The sequence below is a fragment of the Hydrogenoanaerobacterium saccharovorans genome (genome assembly GCF_003814745.1).
Lineage (GTDB): Bacteria > Bacillota > Clostridia > Oscillospirales > Ruminococcaceae > Hydrogenoanaerobacterium > Hydrogenoanaerobacterium saccharovorans.
On record NZ_RKRD01000005.1, the window covers coordinates 20415 to 41476 of the forward strand.

Sequence of the window (21062 nt, forward strand, 5' to 3'; positions counted from 1 at the left end):
CCAAATTTGAAAGGAGTAACTCATGAAAATCAAACTGTGTGCATTCATCTTGGCTGTTACTGTATTGTTTACAGCATGCGGCAAAGCCGCAAACCCTGCAAACCCGTCCGAAAGCAATGCGACTTCTGCCGGTGAAAAAGTTACAATTCGTATGATTGAATCATTGACAAGCCCCGAAAGAACCGCAGTACTGCGTGCCATTGCAGACAAATTTGAAGAAGAGAATAAAAATGTTAAAGTAGAAATTATCTCGCCTCCGCTAGAGGGCGCTGACCAAAAAATTTCTCAAATGCTTATGGCAAAACAACCGTTAGACGTAGTTGAGGTGCGTGAACAAACCGCCGCTCAGTTTATTAACAACCAGTGGCTTGCACCTTTGGATACCTACATGGAAACATGGGAAGGCAATGATACATTGACGCCTGCAGCCAAATCGGCGCTTTCTCAAATAGGCGATAAAGCCTATCTTATCCCTTACGGATTTTACCAGAGACTTTTATTCTACCGTGCAGACTGGTTTAAAGATGCGGGGCTGCAGCCGCCCAAAACCTACGAAGATATTTATAAAGCAGGTAAAGTATTAACCGACCCATCCAAAAACCGCTACGGCTGGTCTTTCCGCGGAGGAAAAGGCGGCGTAAATATGATGGATATGCTGTATTGGGCATATATCGGCAACGATAAACTGGCTGCCCCCACTGCGGCGTATTTCTTGAAAGACGGCAACGGCAAAACTATTTTCAGTACGCCTGAAGCAAAACAAGCGTTGGAGTTTAACAAAAAATTGTACAAAGATACCGCACCGAAAGATGCGATTGCATGGGGATTCAGCGAAATGGTGCAGGGCTTTATCGGCGGCACAACCGCTATGATTGTGCAGGACCCTGAGGTGATTCCTACCTGCCAGCAGAACATGAAAGAGGGCGAATGGGCAGTGCAGGTTCTCCCCGTCGGTCCATCCGGACAAGCCGTATTCCCCAATGGCTATGCGGGTTGGGGTATGACCTCTTATACGCAAAACCCCGATATGGTAGCAAAGTTTATTTTGTTCCTTTCAAATGAAGAAAACAATACACATTTTGCAAAAGAATATTCTACTATTCCTATCCATACTACCGCACCTGAAATTGATAAAAGCTTTGTTGAAGGCCCGTTCTCGGTATTTGTTGAAATGGGCAAACAACCAGATGTATTCTGCTTTGGTTCGGCTCCGCAAAGCTACGAGGCATTCGGCGAGTACTTTAATACGGTGGATCAACAATATCAAAAGTACTACAACGACCAAATTTCCGCGGATGAAATGCTGTCTTACTTAGATAAATATTGGTCGGATGCATATGCAAAAGAAGGGCAAAAGTGGTAAACCATTCCCTACCCGTTCTACAATGCCCGCTTTCCGTTTTTCAGCGCGAAAGCGGGCATTTTTAATGAAACATATTACAGGGAGTTGAGACTGTTGCGTAAAAAAATCTCTTTTAAAAAGAAAAACACTTTTTTTATTATTTTAATGCTGATACCCGCACTTTTTATGGTGCTCACTTTTACTTACTACCCTATGTTTAAGGGCATAGTCATGGCGTTTCAAGATTACAACCTGTTCAATATCACCAATATCAAATGGGTAGGGCTGGATAATTTCAAAGAGCTGTTTGACCCGACCCCGAGCAATACATTTTACACTACTTTGTGGAATACCGTAAAATGGGTTGTAATTTCACTTTTCTTTCAGTTCACTATAGGGTTTGCCTTGGCTATGATGTTGAAAAAGAAGTTCCGCGGAAGCGGTATTTACCAAGGTATTATCTTCTTCCCGTGGGCGGTATCTGGCTTTATGATTGGTATTATGTGGCGCTGGATGTTCAATGGTACCTCCGGTGTAATCAACGATTTACTGGTAAAAATGGGGATATTACAGCAGCCGTTTGGCTTTTTGTCTGAGCAATCTTCCGCTTTGAATTCGGTTATTGTAGCGAATGTTTGGTATGGCATCCCGTTTTTTACGATTATGCTTACAGCTGCATTACAGGGTGTTCCCGATGAGTTGTACGAAGCTGCTTCGGTAGACGGAGGCTCGGCATGGAAACAGTTTTTTATGATTACACTGCCATGTATAAAGCCTGTACTTGTATTAACTTTGTTGCTGCGTGTAATTTGGATTTTCAACTTCCCTGAACTCATTTACTCCATGACCAATGGCGGCCCGGGTGGTTCGTCACACATCATCACATCGTATATGATGGAAACAATCAAAGGGTTAGACTATGGTAAGGGTTCCGCTATCGGTGTTATTGTTATTTTAATGCTCAGTATTTACACCGTCTTTTACCTGTGTGTTACAAAATTTGATGAAATGGGGGACTAAACTGTGATTGTAAAAGGCAAAAAGGATCCATTAGGAATTGCTTTAAGTATTCTGAAATTTGTTATTCTATCCGTATTTCTTGTAATTGTTTTGTTCCCGTTTATCTGGATGTTTATTACTTCGATTAAAGAAACACAGGCAGAAATCTATTCTTTCCCTATCAAATACTGGCCGGATCACCCATCCTTTGCAAACTACATCCGCATTTTTAAAGTAGGCAACTTTGGGCGTTACTTTTTAAATTCACTCGTTGTATCTACGGTTGCGGCTGTGTTTTCGGTGTTGTTTGGTATTTTTGGCGGATATGTTATTGCACGTTACAAATTTAAAGCAAAGGGTATTGTTCTGTTTTTCTTTTTATTTACACAGATGATACCTATGTTTGTCATGCTTGCACCTTTGTACGAAATGATGGCAAAACTCAATTTGATTAATAATTTATGGGGACTTTGTATTTTGTATATCAACATGACCATACCCTTTTCGCTGGTTACGCTGCGCGGATTTTTTCAGGGAATACCAAAAGAACTGGAAGAGGCAGCACAATTGGATGGGTGCGGAAGAATGCGTGCTCTATTTTCAGTGATAGTGCCTATCATGCTGCCCGGCATTGCATCAACTTTTATTTTTGCATTTGTTAACTCTTGGAACGAGCTTTTTGTTTCTACCATGTTTATTGATGTGGATTCTTTGCGCACCATACCTGTTGCGCTAAACTCATTGATTTTGAAATACGATATCAAATGGGGAGAAATGGCGGCAGGTACCATTGTTACCATTCTTCCTACTATGGCAATGTTTACATTTGCACAAAAATACATGGCATCGGGTTTAACTGCCGGTGCTGTAAAAGGATAGACGGAGTTATCGCTATGGCAATTGAATTTTTAAATCGTCAAGGCATTTTTCATCTTGCTACCAATAATACAAGCTATGTTATCAAACTTTGGCAAAACACCTATCCTATGCATGTCTATTGGGGTGAGCGTATTGCAAACCCCAATATTGATTGGCATTTAGAAACCCCTTACCGCCGCAGAGAACGCATACAAGGCGGCGAGGTGGGTTCGCCGCAGTTTACCAGAGAGTACTGGCCGTTTGAATACCCGTGCTATGGTACCTCTGATTTTCGTCCGCCTGCATATGAAATACAAACAGGCAATGGGCGTACTCTTTCGGATGCTCGCTACATCGAACATCATATTTATGATGGAAAAACTGCTTTGCAGGGGCTGCCCCACGTTTATACTGAGGCAGGCGATAAAGTGCAAACTCTGGAGTTGACATTGTACGATGCCTTTGCAGACCTTACCATCACCCTTGTTTACAATGTGTTTGAAGATTACGACGCCATTACAAGACACACCCGATTCTACAGCAAAAGCCAAAATCTGTTTTTGAATTCCGCTCTATCGGTGAGTGTTGACTTTAAGAATATGCCTGATGAAATGATACAGCTTTCAGGAACTGCGCTGCGTGAAAAACATCTTCACCGCCGCAAGCTGGACTGCGGTACTACCTCAGTCGATAGTACAAGAGGCATTTCTTCGCATCAGCAAAACCCGTTTTTGGCACTGGTGAATGAAAACACCACCGAGGACTATGGCGATGCCTACGGCATAGGCTTGGTGTACAGCGGCAACTTTACGGCCGCTGTACACTGCGATATGCACCGCAGCGCTCGCGTTCAAATGGGTATCAATCCTTTTCATTTTAAATGGCAGCTGCTTGCGGGAGAAAGCTTTACAACGCCCGAAGCGGTTTTGGTTTATGCTTCACACGGGTTGGGAGAAATGTCCAGGCGGTTTCACCGTTTATACCGCAAGCGGCTTTGCCGCGGGTATTATCGCGATGCTGTTCGCCCTGTGCTGCTAAATACATGGGAGGCAGCCTATTTTAATATCAACCATGATACCATTTTAAAATATGCCGAAAAAGCGAAAGACGTAGGGGTTGAACTGCTGGTTGTGGATGACGGCTGGTTTGGAAAACGTGATGACGATACCTCTTCTTTAGGGGACTGGGTGATTAATGAAAAGAAATTCCCCGGCGGATTTCAGGTGTTGGCAAAAGATTTAAACAAGCTGGGGTTAAAGCTGGGTATTTGGGTAGAGCCTGAAATGATCTCGCCAAACAGCGAGTTATATAGGCAACATCCCGATTGGTGCATCCATGCCGATGGGTATGTTCGCACCCAATGGCGCAATCAGTTGGTTTTAGATTTTTCGCGTGACGATGTGACAGACGCCATGATAGAGGCAATTTCGCGTGTACTTGACAGCGCGGATATATATTATGTAAAATGGGATTGCAACCGAAGGCTTACTGAATGCGGCTCTGATGCCCTGCCCGCTGATAGGCAGGGGGAGTTTTATCACCGCTATGTGCTTAATTTATATCGCTTTCTTGAAACATTAACCCAACGGTTTCCGCACATCTTGTTCGAAAATTGTGCTTCGGGCGGCGGACGTTTTGATGCGGGTATGATGTATTATTTCCCTCAAACATGGGTTAGTGATAACAGTGATGCCTTTGCACGATTGAAGATTCAATACGGCAGCAGTTTATGCTACCCGCCAATTGCCATTACAGCCCATATTTCGGATGTGCCCAATGAGCAACTTGGGCGCACAACTCCGCTGAGCTTTCGTCAGCATGTATCACAGCCATTTAATTTAGGTTATGAAATGGATCTTGCAAAAATGGATGAAATACAGCTGGAGCAAACGTGCGAAAACATTGCCCTTTATAAACAAATACGAGAGTTGGTACTTAACGGAGAGTTTTATCGGTTAAAAAGCCCTTACGAAGGCAATGAAACCGCCTGGATGCTGATTGCACCGGACTGCTCGCAGGCTACTGTATGGTATTATAAAGCTTTGGCTCAAGGTGAAGAAGCTTATTTAAACGTAAAGTTAAAAGGGTTAAACCCCAATGTGCGGTACTATTGCAAGCAAACAGCCCAATTTTATGAAGGTGATGTTTTGATGCGCGTGGGGCTGCCTATTCCGTGGGAAAACGGCGATTTCTTTAGTTGCATGTGGCAATTTAAACAGGTGAAGGAATAATCGCTGATAAAAGTAGGAGAGAAGTATGGACAACAATATTCGTGTAAATCAAGTTTTGATGCAGCAGGTGTTGGATAGCTTTTCTACCTTTACCGGAATACGTGCCACGTTTGATTATGGCGATAAGGTTTTATTCGGCAACAATTGCCGCTTGAGTAGGTTTTGTACCGAGCTGAGGACAATAGCACCTTTTGAGCAACGGTGTGTAAACTGCGATAAAGTAGCGAAAGCAGAAGTAATAAGGCAAAAAAATATTTACGTTTACAAATGCCATATGGGCTTTTGGGAAGCCATTGCACCGGTTGTAGTGCAGGGGAATATCGTATCTTACTTGACGATAGGGCAAATTGTCGATCGCAATAACAAGGTGCAAACATTTGACTTTGTATGCAATCAGTTAAAAAATCATGGAGTTGCTCAACCCACTATAGAACGTTTAAGCAAATTGATGAAAGAGTTAAAGACTTTTACCTACGATGAGGTGGAAGCGGGTGCAAAACTGCTTAAAATAACAGCAGATTATTTGAGTTATCAACAGGTTGTATCAATAAGCTACAGTCAGCTTATTGATAAAGTGGTATATTACCTACAACACAACTATTCTCGCCCAATTACCGGCAACGATATCGAGGCAGCTACAGAATACCGCTATACTTATATTTGCGATATTTTCAAGCAGAAAATGGGCATTACAATCACGGAATACCTTGAAAAAATTCGTATAGACCATGCAAAAGAACTTTTAGAAAACACCTCACTCAAGATTTATGAAATTTCGGAGAAATGCGGCTACAACAGCAGTTATTATTTTGGACGCGTGTTTAAAAAGAACCTAAACTGTACCCCGCAGGAATACCGAAAAGATAAAACTACAGGATAGACAAAGATGCGATAATTGTATTCAACAAGCTGCGGTATTTTATACGAACTAAAGTTGTTCATGCAAAATGTTATAAAGCCTGTTCATTTCACTGTTTTCGGTCTGTTTCAATTCACAGACGGTTTATGGCTTCATGAACAGGCTTTTTTGTTCTATCAATTAAATTACTAGTTTAGCATACTGAATTTTCGCTTTGTATTGCTGTATACACATTAAGCGGTACGTGGTACTAAAAAGGGCTTGTAATGTCACTTTTTTAGGTTTAACGGCATTAGTTCCTGCAATAAAAAACAAAAACCTTTAAAACTTTGAAAAAAGTAATGAACTAAACAACAAAATCATTGTGCAAACTAATTAGAATTTAAAGTTATTAAAATACAAAATTCACAAAAATAAAGTTAGTAACAAAATAAGACTTTACATAACATATATCAGATGATAATATGTAAATGTAATCAATTACATATTTTGCATTCAGAATAAGTAAATTTAATCCAATAAGGCTTTAAAATAATCTTTCTGAATGCTTTTATTTATTGAAAATATGAAAACGATTACAATTATAATGCGACTTACGCTTACATAATGTTTGGAATCTCACTAAAAAATGCTAAAACGTAACTGATTATTCGCTAAATCATTGACTGACGTATTATATATTGGTATGATTTAAATGTAATGGTTTACATAAAGATTTGTAGCTATTGCATTTAAAGGAGGAAAGTCATGAGTACAATTTCTGAAGTCGCAAAAGAAGCAGGTGTTTCGGTTGCTACCGTATCGCGAGTTATTAACCAAAACGCAAGTGTTACACCTGAAACACAAAAAAGGGTAAATGCAGCAATAGCAAAGCTCAACTACCATCCCAACGTGTGGGGCAGAAGTCTAAGACGGCAGGAAAGCCGCGTGTTGCTTATTTTTGTACCCAACATTACAAACCCTTATTATGCAAATATTATATCCGGTATTGAAGATACTGCAAGGCGCAACCATTACAATACAATGGTTTGTGTAACCAATGTAGATAAAGAACGTGCCAAAGAGTATTTTGACCTTTTACGCTGCGGCAGCGCCGATGGAGCAATTTTGCTTGATACAACGAAAAATGACAAAAGCGTACCGCGTTTGGCAAAGAATTTTCCCGTTGTACAATGTTGTGAATATTGCACAGACGAAAATATAAGCCATGTTTCGATTGATAATTTAGAGGCTGCAAAACAGGTTGTACAGTATTTAGTATCGCTTGGGCACCGCCGTATTGGCTTTGCAGGTGCTGTAAACGATTTTATTTCAACCGAGCAACGTGAAACTGGATATAAAAAAGCGCTTGAAGAAGCAGGAATTGAGTTTGACAGCCGCTATGTCGCCTATGCAGACGAGGATTACAACTTTCTTTCTGGTATTAGGGCAGTAAAAGAGCTGCTTTGTTTAAAGGATAGACCAAGCGCTATTTTTTGTATTTCAGATATGATCGCTTTGGGTGCAATCAGGGCAGCAGGCGAAATGGACCTTCGCGTACCCGAAGACCTTACGATTGTGGGATTTGATGATGTTGCTTATGCTACGATGTTTAAACCGATGCTTACAACCGTCAGTCAGCCCGGATATTCGTTGGGTAAAACTTCTTGCAATATGCTTATAAAGCAGATGGGCGGAGCCGCCCCAAACCATATGTTTTTGGAGCATAAAATTATTCTTCGTGATTCTTCGGCAGCCAATGCCGTTGAATAAATAAACAGCTTATTATAGGAGGATAACTATGAAAAAGTTACTTGCACTTGTATTGGCAGCTGCAATGGCACTCTCGCTTGTAGCATGTGGCGCAGCCAAACCTGCAGCAGAATCCGAACCGGCATCAACAGCAGAATCTGCATCGGAATCTGCACAGACCGAACCCGCTGCCGGCAAACATAAGATAGGCATTCTTGCACCGGCTGTTACACACGGTTGGGTTGCGGCAGTTGCCTATAACGCAGAATTGCGCTGTAAAGAGTTGGCTGACCAAGTTGACTACAAACTTTACACCAGCACAAACGCAGACGAAATGACCGCTCAGTTGGATGACCTTAAAACTTGGGGCGCAGAGGCGGTAGTTGCATTCCCCCAGTGGGAAGGTATGGAAGTCCCCATCAAAGCAGCAATTGATGCAGGGCTTACAATTGTAAACTTCGATATCGCAATTGACGCCGAGGGTGTTTACCGTGTTTCGGGCGATAACGAGGACATGGGCGTTCAGGGTGCAAAATACATTGTTGACAAAATCGGCAAAACAGGCAACGTTGTTATTTTGGAAGTTCCCACATCCGGTTCTGTTTCTGAGCTGCGTAAAAAAGGCTTTGTAGACACTATGGCGGAGATTGCCCCTGAAATGAAACTTACCACATATGCAACCAAATTTACCCGTGAAGATGGTCTGAAAGACTTTGCAGATATCCTTACAAAGAATAAACAAATCGATGCAGTTTACTCTATGGATGATGAAACTTCCATTGGTGTTCTGCAGGCAATCAAAGAAGCAAAACGTACCGATATTAAAGTAGTTACAGGCGGTGGCGGCTGCCAAGAGTACTTTAAGCTCATGCCTGAGTACAAAGATATTTGGGTTGAGTCGGCTCTGTACAGCCCTGCAATGGTTAAAGACGCTGTTGATATGGCATTGGATGTATTGAACGGTAAAACAGTTGAGAAAGTAAAAATCATCCCAACTACCATTGTTGACAGAGACAATTGCGCAGATTTCCTTGACGAAAAATCTCCTTACTAACCCAACGGTAGGCTTTTCAATAGGGGCTATGGCAATGTCATAGCCCCTTATTTAAAGAATGGATGTGGTTTTATGACGCTGGAAATGCGTAACATCTCCAAAGCGTTTGGCGCTAATTTGGTTTTAAAAGGCGTCAGTCTTTCTTTACAAGGCGGCGAGATATGCGCACTGCTCGGAGAAAACGGCGCCGGTAAATCAACACTGATGAATATCCTGGGCGGCGTGCTCGGTGCAGATTCAGGTGAAATACTCATTAATGGGGCGGCAGTTCATTTCAGTACTCCCTCTCAATCGCTGGATTCAGGTATTGCTTTTATACATCAGGAACTTAGCCTGATAAATGACCTTGCTATTTATGAAAACATGTTTATAGGCAGGGAATTAAAAACGAAAAATGGCTTTTTAGATGCCGACCGTATGATAAAAGAAACACAGGCAGTGTTTGACCGTATGGATCTTAAGCTCAACCCAAAAACTATGGTTCGGGATCTGGATGCATCTTATAAACAAATTGTAGAAATTTCACGAGCACTTATGATGAATGCTTCGATTATTATCATGGATGAGCCTACTACGTCACTCACCGACCCTGAAATTGAGCGGGTTTTTGATATGATGAGAATGCTTCAGAAGCAGGGCGTTGGCATAGTATTTATTTCTCACAAGCTAAAAGAGGTAATGGATATTTGCACCGATTACACAGTTTTAAGAGACGGAAATATGGTGGCAACAGGCAAAGTATGCGATGTAACAATCGACGACCTTGCCCGTTTTATGGTTGGGCACGATGTTCGAACCGAGGCTTTGCACCGCAACAAGAAACTTACTCATGAAGTGCTGCGTGCAGAGGCACTTTGCGGTACCGGTTTTAAAAATATTTCTTTTTCGGTAAAAGCGGGTGAGGTTTTAGGCATAACCGGGCTTTTGGGCGATGGCAGAAGCGAATTGTTCCAAACCATTTTTGGTGCGGGCAATAGTTATGAAGGTGTCGTTTATCTCGAGGGCAAACGAGTAAAAATTACCAGTACTATGCAGGCAATGCGTTTGGGTATTGGCTATGTACCGCGCAACCGTAAAGAAAACGGCATTATCAAAGATATGGATATTTTAGATAACGGCTCGATTGTTACGCTGCCCCTCATGGTACGTCACGGCTTGATAGACAGTAAACGTCAAATAAAAGAATTTGATGCTCAGGTACAAAGTTTACATATTAAAATGGGAGAAAAAACCGATTTGATTGGCAGCCTTTCGGGCGGGAATCAACAAAAAGTGGTATTGGCGAAATGGCTGAGTGCAAAACCAAAAGTGCTGATTATGGATAACCCAACACAGGGCGTAGATGTTGGTGCAAAAGAGGAGATTTACGATATTATTCTTCAGCTGGCGCAAAACGGAGTTGCTGTTGTGGTACTTTCCAGCGAGGCTCAAGAAATTATTCGTGTTTGTGACCGAGCCCTGGTGATGTATCACGGTGAAATTCAAGGCGAAGTCATCGGCGAATCGATGAATGAACATGAAATGATGTGTCTTGCCACCGGCGGATCAGCCAATTATATTGGGGGAAAGAATTATGGTAACAACTAAAGAAAAAAAGCAAAGTGCGCTTTCTTGGTTTAAAGATATGTGGATTCACCATCCGCTGTTTAGTACCGGAATGGCTTTGGTGGTCATGGTGATTTTACAAACAGTCGCATTGGGGTTTGATTATGGCTCCTTCGGCGAATGGTTTACGGTTTGGATTACCAACTGGTTTAATATTCTGCGCAACAATGCCAGTGTGGGTATTATCGCTTTGGGTATGAGCTTTGTTATTATTTCGGGCGGTATCGACCTTGCCGTAGGCTCAACGTTAGTGGCAATCGGCGCCGCTGTTATGATGCTGATTGATGGAGGCCCCAACGGACTTCTTACACGCGTAGGCATTACGGGGGTTCCTGCTTATTTGGCGGCAATTCTTGTAGGGTTTGTATTCAGCCTTATTTTGGGTGAAATAACCGGCGTTTTAATCACCAAAGGCAAGCTGCCACCGTTTATTGCCACTTTGGGTACTATGAAAATATGCAGAAGTGTAACACAGCACTTTATGCAGGGATATACACCATCGGTTCCAAAAGGCTTTTTGCAAATTGCAGGTCTTGAAATCGGCGGTCATATGCTAATGCCCATTTTGTATTGGGGCTTACTCGCATACATCTTACATATCGTTTCAAAACGTACTGCATTCGGTCGGCACGTTTTTGCAGTTGGCTCCAATGAGCGCACAGCAATGCTATCAGGTATTAATGTAGCAAAGGTAAAACGCCGCGTATATGCTCTGATGGGGTTGCTGGTAGGTTTTTCTGCAATTCTTCAAGTCAGCCGTATCGGCTCTATGGACTACGCCAATGCCGGCAGCGGTTATGAGATGGATGCGATCGCCGCAGTAATTGTAGGCGGAACCAGCATGTCGGGCGGCAAAGGCTCGATAGCGGGCACGGTAATCGGTATGCTCATTATTGCAGTTATGAATAACCTGCTCAACCTTATGGGTGTTCCTCCGTTCCTCAGAGAAGCATGTAAGGGTATCATTGTAATAGGTGCCGTATTGCTGCAAAACAAAGAAAAAGCATAAACAACAACAATCAAGGAGCCTCACAAACAGGGGCTCTTTGCTCCAATTTATAGAATAGAGGTGCGCTATGTACAATATAGGTATCATTGGCTGTGGTAAAATTGCCCAAGTGCGGCATATTCCAGAGTATACCGACAATAAAAACGCAACGATTGCCGCTTATTACGATTTAAACACGCAAAGAGCACAAGAATTGGCAAATCAATATGGCGGTAAAGTATATCCTAGTTACGAAGAAATTTTGGCAGACCCTGAAATCGACGCGGTAAGTGTCTGCACTGCAAACAGCTCGCATGCCCAAATTACAATTGAGGCGCTGAAAGCAGGCAAACATGTTTTGTGCGAAAAACCGATGGCAACCACATTAGAAGATTGTGAAGAAATGGTTTTGGCTGCAAAACAAAGCGGTAAGTTTTTAATGATAGGGCAAAATCAGCGCTTAACCAAAGCTCATGCAAGGGCAAAACAACTGCTTAACGAAGGAATTATTGGCGATGTGATTACCTTTCGCACCACATTTGGCCATGGCGGGCCCGAAACCTGGAGCATAGACTCAGGTAAAAATACATGGTTCTTTGATAAGAACAAGGCAGCAATGGGTGCTATGGCTGATTTGGGCATCCATAAAACAGACTTAATTCAGTTTCTTTTAGGGCAAACCGTAACAGAGACAACGGCTATAATAACCACTTTAGATAAAAAGGATGCGAACGGGAACCTGATTGGAGTAGATGACAATGCTGTTTGTATTTATAAAATGAGCGGCGGTGCGCTTGGTACGATGACTGCAAGCTGGACTTATTACGGTGAGGAGGATAACTCCACCATTTTGTACGGCACAAAAGGCATGATGTGTATTTACGACGACCCTGTTTACTCTATTACAGTGACAACAGCATCTGGTGAGAACATTTATTATCAAATCGATAAGATACAAACCAACGACAACCAAACAAAATCGGGTGTTATTGACGAGTTTGTGGATTGCCTTGTGAACAACAAAGCACCTGCTATTTCGGGTGAATCGGTTCTCACGGCAATGCGTGCGGTATTTGCCAGCATTCAATCTTCTCAGACGGGGCGTACGGTTGCAGTACGGCAGTTGGATAAGGGGGAATAAAAATGAAACTTGGTTTTGTAAGTGCCATTTTAGATGGCTGGACTTTTGAAGAAATGATTGATACCGCAAGTAAAATGGGCTTTACCTGTGTAGAAGTTGCATGCTGGCCGCACGGAAAAGCAGAGCGCCGTTATGCCGGGGTAAGCCACATTGATGTGGACACCTTGAATAACGAAAAGGCAGAATACATCAATAACTACTGCAAGGCAAAAGGGGTGGAAATATCCTCACTGGCTTATTACCCCAACACGATGGATGGAAATATCGAAAAACGTGCGGAAAGTATTGAACACTTAAAAAAAGTAATTGCTGCCAGTGCAAAACTGGGCGTTAACATGGTAACCACCTTTATCGGGCGAGACCAAAGCAAAACGGTGGAAGAAAACATAGCGCTGTTTCAAAAAATATGGCCGCCTATTATCAAATTGGCAGAAGAACAAGGGGTTAAAATTGCAATAGAAAATTGCCCTATGTTATTTGGGGCAGAACAATGGCCGGGCGGGCAAAACCTTGCCACAACGCCAAAAATTTGGGAGCAGCTGTTTCGTATGATTCCAAGCCCCAATTTTGGGCTAAATTACGACCCAAGCCATTTTGTTTGGCAAATGATGGACTATATTCAGCCCATATACGATTTTAAAGATAAGATATTTCATGTTCACTACAAAGACATCAAACTGCATCCCGACAGGCTCAACAAAGTTGGTATTATGGCTTATCCGCTTGAGTATATGAGCCCGAAACTCCCCGGTCTCGGTGATGTAAACTGGAGCAAATATGTCTCTGCGCTTACAGACATCGGCTACGATGGCTATACCTGTATTGAAGTGGAAGACCGCGCCTTTGAAGGCACCCGCGAAAAAGTGTTGGATAGCCTGTGTCTTTCTAAAAAATACATAGAGCAGTTTGTAATTTAATAGTTTGAACCGGCAAAACAGTTTGTTGTTATTATGTACACAAAGGAGTGCTGTGCGTGAAACAGATTATTGCGGTAAATTCCAATTGCTACCACGGCTATTCTATAGAAGAGGCGATAGATGGCATTCAAAAAGCGGGCTTCCATTACATTGAGCTCACTGCCACCAAGGGTTGGACGGAACATGTTTTTCCCACCTTGAGTTTTGCACGCCTGTGTGAAATAAAAGATAAGCTGAAAGCTGCGGAGCTTATTCCGTTTGCAATGAGCGGACACTGCAACCTGATGGATAAAGAGCGCATCGGCGACTTTATCGCCAATATCAGGTTAGCGGCTTTTTTGGGCTGTGATTATATTGTTTCTTCTATCGGAGAGGCGCATTTGCAAGATAAGGCACTTGCGGATCATGCACAGGTTGCAGAGCATATCCGTGGCTTGCTGCCGTATTTGGAAGAGTACAATTTAAAACTTGTGCTGGAGGTGCATGGAGACCACGGATCGGGTAAAATCCTCAAAGGGATTGTTGATTTGGTTGCATCGCCCCGTGTCTTAATCAACTACGATACCGCTAACGCCATTTTTTACGGTGACGTTGATTTAGCAGATGATTTGGATGCTTGTATGGACAAAATCGGTTATATGCACATCAAAGAAAAAGCGGGAGGCAGGCAAGAGTGGAATTTCCCTGCCCTGGGTGAAGGATATGTGGACTTTCCCATGATTTTTGATAAACTCCGCAAGGCGAAAAACGACTGCCCTTTGAGCATTGAAATTGAGTTTACCCAGGCTGGCGCAAAAGATTTGGAAGAGATAAACCGAGCAGTGCAAACTTCTGCCGAATACTTGAAACGCCTTGGCTTTATACTATAAAACAAGTGGGGGATAGCCTTATGATTTATATTGGTATAGTCGGCGCGGGCGGTATGGGTACGGTGCACCACAGCAATTATGAGCATATCGAAGGCTGCAAGGTGGCCGCAATAGTAGGGAACAGCGAGCAAGACAGGCAGCGGGCCGCCATGTGGGGGCTGCCCCTTTACGATGACATTGCAAGTATGGTAGCACACGAACAGATTGATGTGGTAGATATCTGTACGCCAACTTTTTTACATAAAAAACATGTGATGAAGAGCCTTGCCCTCGGTAAGCATACCATTACCGAAAAACCCATCGCCTTATGTAAAAAAGATGCGGAAGAAATGTACGCACTTGCAAAAGCAAAGGGCGTACAGCTGCTGGTTGCGCAGGTGCTGCAATTTACCAAAGAAGTAGAGGTGCTGCGCGGGCTTGTGCAAAGCGGCGAGTACGGTAAACCTTTGGATGCTTTTTTTGAGAGGCTTTCTGCAGCACCCAGATGGGCACAGGGAGGTTGGCTGTTCGATAAAGAAAAAAGCGGCCTTGTGCCGTTTGATTTACACATTCATGATTTAGACATCATAGTAAGCTTGTTCGGCAAACCAAGCAAAGTAGCTTACACAAGCTGCGGCGGAGCAGACAAAACCTATCCGGAGCATTATCGCTTTTTGTATACCTACAATGAACTACACATAGCAGCCGAAGCAGGCTGGCTGAATGCGGATATTCCGTTTATCGCGCGCTGGCGTGTCTATTTTGAAAATGCAATGGTAGTAAACGATGGTACAGCGGTTACCGCCTATCAGTTTGGAAAAGCCCCGCGTGTTTTTGATACCGAAGATAAAATGAAAATACCAACCGGTATTAATGTGCCACCAACAGGTTGGTACCTTGCTGAACTCAGCCATTTTATGCAGTGTGTTAAGCATAATAAACCTTCGCCCTATGTAAGCGAGCAACAAGTGCTGACTGTATTGGAAATTTTGGAGCATGTCAATAACAGCTGAACAAGGTTTTATATTAAAGACGCAAAAACAGTGCGAATTCTTTTTAAGAGTTCGCACTGTTTTTTGTTTTAAGCCGTATTGTTTCAATTTTTACAAACCAAAACCGTACATTGCTCTATGCACACGCTCGGGGGAGCCTGCACAAACGACAAGCCCCAAAACGCAATGGGCATTTTGAGGCCCTCAGTAAATAATTGAGCACTTTCTAAGCGTGCACAGATAGAATTCAATTTAAAAAGACGTACCCAACTTATATAAAATGAAGCGATTTTGGATAACCGTAAGATTGAAAAACAAGTGCCAAATCATCTTGCCCTTTGTTAAGAGCATCCTGCAAAGACATGTCGTTCTCTAATATATCGTGCAAAACCTGGCATAAGATAGATTCTATTTTGCTCTGCGGGATGACAAGTGAATTGTTTCGGTAAGGGCCTACTCGCTTTTTGCAATATTCAAAGCTCTTTTCCGTCAGCCTAAGCCAAGGGTAAAGCTTTAGTAGTTCTTGGCTGTGATAAGGATCAATTACAGTGGATTGCCCATCTAAAATAGTTAGATAATAACTGGTATCGTGTTGGCACAACCAGTTAAAATATTGATAGGCAATTTCTTGTTTCGATGAAAAATTACTGATACCAAAATTCCAACCGATGCTAACCGGAGTTTTTCCCGGCAAAGGCTTGTATCCTACCCTGCCGCTGATATCCGATTTGATATTGTTGCTGATTTGCGAGGCATATTCGGTATAGGTTATAAGCATAGCGGTATTGCCCGAGCAGAAATCTGAAACGGTTTGGTTAATGGAGGTTTGAAATGGGCTTTGCTTTACATAATTTAAGGTTTGCAGTATATTCTGAAATGCCTTTATATTTTCGGGATTGTTCAGACAGGCATTGTTATACCGATCCCATAGCTTGCCGCCAAAAGACCATAAACGTATTAAAATTTCGGGTGCCAGTTCTTCGTCGATGATACCTGCAAAAGAAGTTCCGTATTCGACGGGGGAATAAGGATTGTAATCTTTTGTAAAAAATTCTGCAATACCGTTAAATTCTGTCCAAGTTCTTGGCGGTGATAATGAAATTTTATATTTATTTTCAAATCGTTTCATAATTTCGCGGTTTTCAAATAAATCTTTACGGTAGAACATAATTTGCGAACCGCCAATAATCGGGATACCGTAACATTTATCCTTGTAATAGCAATTATCCATGTTTTGTTTAAAAATACGCGAACGGTCAAATTCTCTGCCTTCAACAAAACTTGTAATATCGGCTACCAGCATATTTTGCACAACATAATCAAGCCAAGGTACATCGTACATATAAATATCGTATTTGCTTTCAGTACGATTGCTATCATCAATAATACTTTTTAACAATTCATTTTGCGGAACAAAATCAAAATGAATATCGATACCTGTTTGATTTGTAAAATTTTGGGATATGACCTTTGTAGAGTAGGAAGTTGCAAGGTCTACCATCAGTACATTAAGATATTGCCTTTGCTCAGAAACTATGGGATAGATGCTTTCTATTTTTGCAGGAGGGGGAAGTATAAATTCTGTATTTACAAAATTGTCGGTAAATGTAATGGTTTGCTTTTCAAAAAGTATGGGAGAATTAATATTTTGGAGTAATAACTTAGATGCGGATACCCCCAGCTCGAATGGCGTGCGCGAAGTATGGATTACACCCGGGGTTTTACTTGTATTGTTCCAGCTTTCTTCGCCAAGTGTTATTACTTTTATGTCATCCGGTACGTGCAGCCCTTGGACATGAAGTGCCTCAATAACACCTTGTGCAATAGTGACGGATGATGTTACAACAGCTTGGATTTTTTGGCTGCCGAGAGAAATCATTGTCGATTTAAAAGCATCTTCTTTTGTCATATTGGTCATACAAATCAGTTCTGAATTAATATTTAATCCATGGTTGTAAAAGGCATCTTCGTAGCCTTTAATGCATTCTTCTTCGGATGATAAATGTTCGTACCCCGAAACCAAAGCGATGGAAGTATATCCTTGCTCAATTAACCTGCTAACTATAAAATTGAGAGTTTTATAGTTATGAAAAGATACAAAATTCGTATCTAAATTGACAGGATGCCGTTCAATAAAAACAGTAGGTATATTATAATGCTTAATGCTATTTGCAAAAAAATCGGTATTATGCGGCTGGCATGTAATAATAAGCAGCCCTGTTACGTTCTGCCCAATAAAATCATCAATTTTTTCACATTCAATATCGGGTAAGTTGTTGGAAAATGCAACGTTTAATGTATAATTTTCGTTTTGTAAGTAAGAGGAGATACCTTTAAAAATTTCTGCATGATAAAGGTTATCAATGTCCGTCAAAATTACACCAATACAGTTGGAGGCAATCCCTTTCAAATTTCTTGCGGAATTATTGGGTATGTATTTTAATTTTTCGATGGAGTCGAAAACTTTTGCTTTTGTCTCTGGCTTTACCACACGGCTGCCGCTTAAGCAGCAAGAGACTGTGGCAATGGATACACCTGCATCTTTTGCAACATCTTTTAAGGTTACCATACAGAACACCCTTTTCAATCTGATTATCTAAACGTTTACGAAAAAAACAGTATAACTTCAATTTACATTAATATATCATTTATTAAAAGGCTAGTCAACGTTATCGAGGTAAAATTTAGTAGTATCTAAACGATTAGAAAATATTTTTCGAAATTGTAATGAAAATGCACTCGACATTCGATATAATGAAATCAATGAGAAATATAATGCACAAAAAATACAATTAAAGGGGAAATGTTTTGTGAAACGTTACGGGACTGTCATTCGTGTAAAACCCGAAAAATTAGAGGAGTACAAAAAATTACATGCAGATGTTTGGGAAGATGTAAAAAGAAAAATAAAAGAAGTTCATATCGAAAACTACTCCATCTATTACAAAGAAGGCTATCTCTTTAGTTACTATGAATATTCAGGCGACGATTACGAAGGCGATATGAAAAAGATGGCAATGGATGAACGTACCAAAGAGTGGTGGAAATTGACCGACCCTTGTCAGCAGCCGGTAGAGTCTGCAAGTCCGGGCGAATGGTGGTCTGTAATGGAAGAAGTGTTTCATCTCGATTAAAGTATTTAAACATAGAAAGGAAAAGCTTGAATGACTTCACGAGAACGAATTATGGCATCGGTGCAGCACAAACAACCGGATAGGGTGCCGTTGGATTTGGGTGCAACACCCAGTTCGGGAATTTCTGCAATTGCTTACAACAACTTAAAAAAGCATTTAGATATGAACAATGGGCATACCAGAATTTACGATGTAGTTCAGCAGGTTGTTTATCCAGAGCAAGAGATATTGGATTTATTTGGTGTGGATGTCATTGACGTTGGGCGGGTTTTTAACGAAAAAGACAGCGATTGGTACGATACCACACTTGCGGATGGCTCGATTGCGCAATACCCCAAATGGTTTCGTCCTACATTGCAGCCAAATGGCTCTTACTTGGTGTTTGATAAAGAAGGAACGCAGATAGCGAAGATGCCCGTGGGCGCAACGTTCTTTGACCAAACGTATTTTCCTTACGAAGATGATTATCCCGATAACTACGACAATCTCGATAAGGATATGAACAAAATTCTATGGCAGGCGTTGGTGCATAGCCCATGGGACCATGCATCGGAACCAAACTTTTACGAAGATTTAAGAAAGCGTGTTTTGCAGCTGCGCCAAAATACAGACAAAGCACTTATGATTACCTGTGGCTGCAATCTGTTTGAATGGGGAACATTTTTAAGAAGAATTGATAATTTCCTCATGGACATCTATTCAGATGAAGATGCTGTAAAAGAATTGCTCGAACAACTCATGGTACGGCATCTTGCAACGTTAGAAAAGGTATGCGACGCGGTGGGCGATATTGTAGATATTCTTCGTTTCGGTGATGACCTCGGGATGGATACGGGGATGTTTATGTCCCGCGAAAAATATCAAACAATTTTTAAACCGCATCACACTGCTTTGAATGAATATGTACATAAACACAGCAAGATGAAAACTTTCTTGCATTCCTGTGGTTCTATTTATCCGATTATAGGCGATTTAATCGATGCAGGGTACGATATTCTTAACCCGGTTCAAACCACTGCATACCAGATGGACCCTGCAGTGTTAAAACGAGAGTTCGGTAAAGATATTACGTTTTGGGGCGGCGGATGCAACACCCGAACCATCTTAAACCGTGCCACTCCGCAGGAAGTATACGATTATACAAGGCGTATGATAGACATTTTCATGGTAGACGGAGGTTTTGTATTTAACACAGAGCACAATATTATGCCCGATGTACCACCTTCAAATATTATTGCGATGTATCAGGCAGTAAAGGATGCGGATTTATTATGAAAACGGTTGAGATGATGGGAGCTACTAAAGTGAAAAACGCACTCTTGGCGAAAGAAAAAAAAGGTATCAAGCGGCTTTTGGCAAGAAACGAAGTAACCGTAATAATTGCTGTATTATTTTTAGGGGCAATCTTTACTCTTTTTTCAGACAGTTTTTTTACCGGTTATAATCTGTTCAACATTGGCCGTACAGTAGCAATCTACATATTTATCGCTTTGGGCCAGGGTATGGTTGTAATCGTTGGCGGTATGAATCTGTCCCTTGGGTTTATCGGCGGTATGACAGTGGTAGCGGTGGGGTACTCCATGCAGGTATTGAGGCTGCCGCCCGCCGTTGCGGTTGTAATTGGTTTAATTGTTGGCTTGCTTGCAGGCTTACTGAATGGTGCTATTATTACAGTTTTAAAACTCAATGCCTTTGTTGTTACCCTTGCCACATCATTTGTATTTGCAGGGCTGATAAACGGGGTATCGCAAGGCTTCCCCTACAACGATATTCCCACCAACTTTACGATTATTGGACGAGACGGATTCCTTGGCATCCCTCACTTGCTATGGCTGGCAGTTGTAACACTTGTTATACTGGGGTATTTCTTTAAATTTACCGTAACCGGCAGAAAAGTATTGGCTACGGGCGGTAATGTTGAAGCAGCGCACATGTCCGGCGTAAATACAAACAAAATGATTATATTGGCAAATGTTGCTTCGGGCATGTTTGCTGCAATAGCGGGTATTCTTTGGATTTCAAGAACCGGTTCTGCGCAGCCTTCTACAGGAGCAGACTGGATGGTGGTATCTTTTGCAGTTGCGGTAATCGGAGGAATCTCTTTGAAAGGAGGGGTATTTAACCCTGTCGGCGTATTTTTTGCAGGCTTTTTGATTGTAATGGTTAAAAACGGGCTTGTCATGCTAAATGCGAACGTTTACTTTGAACAGACATACTTAGGAATCATCCTATTGCTGGCAGTATCTTTGGAGAATATCAAGGTTATTATAAACCGCAATAAACTCAAGAAGAGTCTCAAAGCAGAATCCAAAGTGTATGCAGAAGGCAATACGTAATGCATACACTTTAATTTAAGCTGTACT

General features: G+C 41.8%; 17 protein-coding genes. 16 read left to right on the plus strand and 1 reads right to left on the minus strand.

Translation table 11 applies throughout. The features are described from left to right. Positions 1-22: 22 nt before the first annotated feature. The 13 genes from EDD70_RS14355 to EDD70_RS14415 all read left to right on the plus strand — a co-directional run bounded on the left by EDD70_RS14355 (position 23) and on the right by EDD70_RS14415 (position 15586). On the plus strand, positions 23-1363 hold the full coding sequence (locus tag EDD70_RS14355) for an ABC transporter substrate-binding protein (RefSeq protein ID WP_092756497.1): 1341 nt from the start codon (positions 23-25) through the stop codon (positions 1361-1363). A 93-nt stretch (positions 1364-1456) separates the two neighbouring features. Further along, positions 1457-2362: a carbohydrate ABC transporter permease gene (locus tag EDD70_RS14360; protein WP_242943194.1), complete on the plus strand. Its 906-nt coding sequence runs from the start codon at positions 1457-1459 to the stop codon at positions 2360-2362. A gap of 3 nt (positions 2363-2365) precedes the next feature. After that, positions 2366-3220 (plus strand): carbohydrate ABC transporter permease, encoded by an 855-nt coding sequence (locus EDD70_RS14365; protein ID WP_242943193.1) that lies wholly within the window; start codon positions 2366-2368, stop codon positions 3218-3220. Positions 3221-3234: 14 nt separating this feature from the next. Beyond that, the gene (locus EDD70_RS14370) at positions 3235-5430 is read left to right on the plus strand and encodes an alpha-galactosidase (protein ID WP_092756495.1); all 2196 of its coding nucleotides are present in this window, start codon (positions 3235-3237) and stop codon (positions 5428-5430) included. A gap of 25 nt (positions 5431-5455) precedes the next feature. Continuing rightward, positions 5456-6310 (plus strand): PocR ligand-binding domain-containing protein, encoded by an 855-nt coding sequence (locus EDD70_RS14375; protein ID WP_092756493.1) that lies wholly within the window; start codon positions 5456-5458, stop codon positions 6308-6310. Positions 6311-7036: 726 nt separating this feature from the next. Continuing rightward, positions 7037-8041: a LacI family DNA-binding transcriptional regulator gene (locus EDD70_RS14380; RefSeq protein WP_092756491.1), complete on the plus strand. Its 1005-nt coding sequence runs from the start codon at positions 7037-7039 to the stop codon at positions 8039-8041. A gap of 28 nt (positions 8042-8069) precedes the next feature. Then, positions 8070-9074 (plus strand): ABC transporter substrate-binding protein, encoded by a 1005-nt coding sequence (locus EDD70_RS14385; protein ID WP_092756489.1) that lies wholly within the window; start codon positions 8070-8072, stop codon positions 9072-9074. A 72-nt stretch (positions 9075-9146) separates the two neighbouring features. Further along, on the plus strand, positions 9147-10661 hold the full coding sequence (locus tag EDD70_RS14390; RefSeq protein WP_092756487.1) for a sugar ABC transporter ATP-binding protein: 1515 nt from the start codon (positions 9147-9149) through the stop codon (positions 10659-10661). After that, positions 10648-11688 (plus strand): ABC transporter permease, encoded by a 1041-nt coding sequence (locus EDD70_RS14395; protein WP_092756485.1) that lies wholly within the window; start codon positions 10648-10650, stop codon positions 11686-11688. Before EDD70_RS14390 ends, EDD70_RS14395 begins: the two co-directional genes overlap by 14 nt. Before the next feature lie 67 nt (positions 11689-11755). Then, complete coding sequence (locus tag EDD70_RS14400; protein ID WP_092756483.1) at positions 11756-12808, plus strand: Gfo/Idh/MocA family protein; 1053 nt, start codon at positions 11756-11758, stop codon at positions 12806-12808. Positions 12809-12810: 2 nt separating this feature from the next. After that, positions 12811-13725: a sugar phosphate isomerase/epimerase family protein gene (locus EDD70_RS14405; protein ID WP_092756481.1), complete on the plus strand. Its 915-nt coding sequence runs from the start codon at positions 12811-12813 to the stop codon at positions 13723-13725. Positions 13726-13781: 56 nt separating this feature from the next. Further along, positions 13782-14594: a sugar phosphate isomerase/epimerase family protein gene (locus EDD70_RS14410; protein ID WP_092756479.1), complete on the plus strand. Its 813-nt coding sequence runs from the start codon at positions 13782-13784 to the stop codon at positions 14592-14594. A gap of 20 nt (positions 14595-14614) precedes the next feature. Further along, positions 14615-15586: a Gfo/Idh/MocA family protein gene (locus tag EDD70_RS14415; RefSeq protein ID WP_092756477.1), complete on the plus strand. Its 972-nt coding sequence runs from the start codon at positions 14615-14617 to the stop codon at positions 15584-15586. 250 nt (positions 15587-15836) lie between these two features. On the opposite strand, the gene EDD70_RS14420 is transcribed toward EDD70_RS14415, so the two are convergent. Further along, complete coding sequence (locus EDD70_RS14420) at positions 15837-18134, minus strand: extracellular solute-binding protein (protein WP_092756475.1); 2298 nt, start codon at positions 18132-18134, stop codon at positions 15837-15839. Between the two features lie 241 nt (positions 18135-18375). Here EDD70_RS14420 and EDD70_RS14425 point away from each other — a divergent pair, with 241 nt between their 5' ends. Genes EDD70_RS14425 through EDD70_RS14435 form a run of 3 tightly spaced genes read left to right on the plus strand, consistent with a single transcriptional unit; the run spans position 18376 to position 21035 of the window. Beyond that, entirely contained in the window at positions 18376-18699 is a 324-nt protein-coding gene (locus EDD70_RS14425; RefSeq protein WP_092756473.1) for an L-rhamnose mutarotase, read from the plus strand. A 30-nt stretch (positions 18700-18729) separates the two neighbouring features. After that, a complete protein-coding gene (locus EDD70_RS14430) occupies positions 18730-19974 on the plus strand; it encodes a uroporphyrinogen decarboxylase family protein (protein WP_092756471.1) in 1245 nt (414 codons plus the stop codon). Beyond that, entirely contained in the window at positions 19971-21035 is a 1065-nt protein-coding gene (locus tag EDD70_RS14435; RefSeq protein WP_092756469.1) for an ABC transporter permease, read from the plus strand. The genes EDD70_RS14430 and EDD70_RS14435 overlap by 4 nt, the downstream gene beginning before the upstream one ends. The last annotated feature ends 27 nt before the right edge of the window (positions 21036-21062 follow it).

Coding starts and splice junctions, on each gene's coding strand:
- EDD70_RS14435 (WP_092756469.1), top strand. CDS start 19,971: ATGAAAACGGTTGAGATGATGGGAGCTACTAAAGTGAAAAACGCACTC.
- EDD70_RS14380 (WP_092756491.1), top strand. CDS start 7,037: ATGAGTACAATTTCTGAAGTCGCAAAAGAAGCAGGTGTTTCGGTTGCT.
- EDD70_RS14390 (WP_092756487.1), top strand. CDS start 9,147: ATGACGCTGGAAATGCGTAACATCTCCAAAGCGTTTGGCGCTAATTTG.
- EDD70_RS14395 (WP_092756485.1), top strand. CDS start 10,648: ATGGTAACAACTAAAGAAAAAAAGCAAAGTGCGCTTTCTTGGTTTAAA.
- EDD70_RS14405 (WP_092756481.1), top strand. CDS start 12,811: ATGAAACTTGGTTTTGTAAGTGCCATTTTAGATGGCTGGACTTTTGAA.
- EDD70_RS14420 (WP_092756475.1), bottom strand. CDS start 18,134: ATGGTAACCTTAAAAGATGTTGCAAAAGATGCAGGTGTATCCATTGCC.
- EDD70_RS14400 (WP_092756483.1), top strand. CDS start 11,756: ATGTACAATATAGGTATCATTGGCTGTGGTAAAATTGCCCAAGTGCGG.
- EDD70_RS14370 (WP_092756495.1), top strand. CDS start 3,235: ATGGCAATTGAATTTTTAAATCGTCAAGGCATTTTTCATCTTGCTACC.
- EDD70_RS14385 (WP_092756489.1), top strand. CDS start 8,070: ATGAAAAAGTTACTTGCACTTGTATTGGCAGCTGCAATGGCACTCTCG.
- EDD70_RS14430 (WP_092756471.1), top strand. CDS start 18,730: ATGACTTCACGAGAACGAATTATGGCATCGGTGCAGCACAAACAACCG.
- EDD70_RS14355 (WP_092756497.1), top strand. CDS start 23: ATGAAAATCAAACTGTGTGCATTCATCTTGGCTGTTACTGTATTGTTT.
- EDD70_RS14375 (WP_092756493.1), top strand. CDS start 5,456: ATGGACAACAATATTCGTGTAAATCAAGTTTTGATGCAGCAGGTGTTG.
- EDD70_RS14415 (WP_092756477.1), top strand. CDS start 14,615: ATGATTTATATTGGTATAGTCGGCGCGGGCGGTATGGGTACGGTGCAC.